Genomic DNA, 2,856 nt, shown 5'->3' with positions numbered 1-2,856 from the left:
GCCGATGCGCACTTTCCTCGATTCGCTCGATCTCGCCAAGGAGAAACTCATCCCCCATTGATGGATCGTTCTTTGTAAGCCCGACTACCTGTCAGATCGAGTCCCGGCTAATACACATACGCTGGCCGCCTGCCAGTCTCGCAGACGTCGCCAGCATGTCATGCCACTGCCGAAGCCCAACTCCTGCGGAAGGTCTTCCCACGGAATGCCCGTCTGCAATACATACAAGATACCGTTCAGCGCTGCGCGATCATCGACTGTGCGCCGCCGACCACCCCTGGGCGATGGCGTGAACTCCGGAATCAGCGGCTCCAGCGCCATCCATAATTCGTTACTGATTTTGCGTCTTGCCATGCCGTAGACGATACGACGCCCGCAGCATCATGTTCAGGTTGTGTTAGCCGCTCTTATACGGAATGCGTTGCTTCAAAAACGTTGGGGCGTCACTCTATCACCCAAACCTTTCATCGACCTATCCGTGCACCAACGCCTGTAATGGAATAATTCTAGCTGCCGCCGCGCTCACCTTGACATTGCCCAACAGCCATATCAGCCCATCAAATTCGACAATCGCTAAGGTCCGCCCCCGAGAGATCGGCATCCGTTAGATCTGCATCTCGCAGGTCCGATTCCGATAAGTTTGAATTTTTAATATTTGCGTTATTTAGATTGGCAGATTTAAAATAAGCGCCATTAAAATCAGCGTTGCTGAGGTCGGCGTCTTTTAGATATGCGCCACTGAAATTTGCATTTCCCGCACTCACCCCATTTAGATTGGCCCCATGCAATCTTGCCTTCTTGAAGCATAAGTCATCGAGGTTTGCGCCCTTTAAGATGGCCCCACTTAGATCGGCACGTTTAAAGTCTGTCTCATTGAATATGGCGTCTTCAAGGTCAGCTTTACTTAAATCTGATTTTTCAAAATAGGCATACTCGAGATTGGCTCGATTAAGACTCGCGGCACTTAGACTCGCCTTTTTGAGATTGGCATCGCATAAGTTGGCATTATATAGAATCGCACCTTGCATATCAGAATTCGATAGGTCTGACGCGCAAAGATTTGCATTTGAAAGAGTGGCGTTAGAAATATTTGCATTCGAGATGTTCGCCATTGCGAGATTGGCATTTCCGAAATTTGCGAATGAGAGATTCGAATTGTGAAAATTCGCACCCTCTAAATTTGCGCCAATTAAATTGGCGCCACATAGATTCGCGTCATTAAATTTCGCCTTGACAAGAACTGCACCCTTTAGCTTGGCCAATCGAAGATCGGCACCAGACATGTTTGTGCCTGTTAGATCGAGGTGCGCAAAATTCATATGAGATAAGTCTATATTTGAGAGATCCTTTTTGGATAAAAAATCGCTTTCACTTCGAAAAACATCTTTTATCCATGCGCGCTCTCGGACGGAAATAATAAATTCCTTATTTCCCATGAACTTAAAGCAGGTCTCCAAAGCGCTCCGTCTAAGCGAAAGCATGTTTTTACTCAGCGGATTTCTGGAATTAGAAAGAGGGGTAGAACTAGAAATTTTAGGCATATATTTGATGGCCAGTACAAATTGTTGCTTTCTTAGGAAAATATCGGGAAATTTTCACGCCCGTCAACCCTCACGGAACTCATCGTCTTATACACAAGAGGGCGTTGGTGCACTTCGATGGTCGGAGGCGAATGGTAAGGTGACGACCTTTCGCACCCGGTCCCTTTGCCGATGCCGCACGAGCATAATGCCGATCGTCGTTACCAGATTCCGAAGATGTCGTTCAAGGTCAAGAACTGGGCATGAGTATGAGGCCGGACTGCGCCGGCGCGGCGGCCGCACCTTGTGGATCGACGAGGAGGCGCTGCGGAACTGGCAAAGCTGCGGTCCGAACAGGCAGCGTCGTTATTCGGCCGTCGCCATCCAGACTTGCCTGATGTTGCGCACGGCGTTGCGGATGGCGCTTCGCCAAGCCGAAGGGCTGCTCGGGTCGGTCATCACGCTGATGGGCCTGAGCCTGTCGGCACCGGACACACCACGGTCAGTCGCCGGGCGCTCACGTTGCCCGCACTGCCGCGTGAAGTGCCAGCCGGACCGTTGGAATCCTGATTGACAGTACGGGGCTTCAGGTGTTCGGCGCAGGCCAGTGGCTGCAGGAGAAGCATGGCACAAAGTCGCGGCGGAGCTGGTGCAAGCTGCCTCTGGCGGTGGATGCCGACACCGGCATGATCCGTGTCACACACACTGACGGACCAGCATGCCGACGATCCGTCGCAGGTCGCGCCACTGCTCGATCAGATCGATGGCGCGATCGCCCGGGTGATCGCAGACGGCGCGTATGATGGCGCCCCCACTTACCCGAAGGTGGCGCGGCACGATGACGGCATCCAGGTGGTGATTCCGCCGCGCCCGACAGCGGTGGCCAGCTACGAACTGGGTCCCCCGACTCGGCGTGACCGTCATCTGGCGGTGATCCGCGAGCACAGGCGCCGCCTGGGCTGGCAGCAGGCCACCGGGTACGGCCGGCGCGCCCTGGTGGAGACGACCATGGGGCGCCACAAGCCGATCATCGGTGCGCGACTGCGAGTCCGTGGCTTCGAGGCCCAGCAGGCCGAGGCCGCCATCGGGGTGGCGGCGCTCAACCGCATGCTGGCCGCTGCACGCCCGAAATCCGTCCGCCGTGAGCGGGCCACCGCATAACGGCGTTGGGAAACGGCTGTTGCGTCCGCAATCATCGAGTGCACCAACGCCAGATATTTTTGCTCGCGGCCACTTTGCGGGCCCTGGTATTTCAATGCGCCCCGCAGTCCCTCCGGCCCTTTGAGATTACCGCGATCGAAAAGGCTGGTGATTTCAAAACCGCGCTTGAAATCAA

1 protein-coding gene and 2 pseudogenes are annotated in these 2,856 nt (G+C 54.6%); 1 reads left to right on the top strand and 2 read right to left on the bottom strand.

The window, feature by feature from the left end:
• Positions 1-117: 117 nt before the first annotated feature.
• Both DID99_RS36205 and DID99_RS36200 read right to left on the bottom strand, forming a co-directional pair.
• Positions 118-354 (bottom strand): annotated as a pseudogene (locus DID99_RS36205) (transposase); the annotation flags it as partial.
• 203 nt (positions 355-557) lie between these two features.
• On the bottom strand, positions 558-1,436 hold the full coding sequence (locus DID99_RS36200) for a pentapeptide repeat-containing protein (protein ID WP_185733881.1): 879 nt from the start codon (positions 1,434-1,436) through the stop codon (positions 558-560).
• Between the two features lie 276 nt (positions 1,437-1,712).
• On the opposite strand from DID99_RS36200, the pseudogene DID99_RS36195 reads away from it, so the two are divergent.
• Positions 1,713-2,681, top strand: a pseudogene (locus DID99_RS36195) (IS5 family transposase).
• Positions 2,682-2,856: the final 175 nt, after the last annotated feature.

It is taken from the genome of Burkholderia sp. Bp8986 (assembly GCF_003854225.1).
Lineage (GTDB): Bacteria > Pseudomonadota > Gammaproteobacteria > Burkholderiales > Burkholderiaceae > Burkholderia.
Note: the sequence above shows the minus strand (reverse complement) of the source record. Positions and strands in the feature narration are given on the sequence as shown.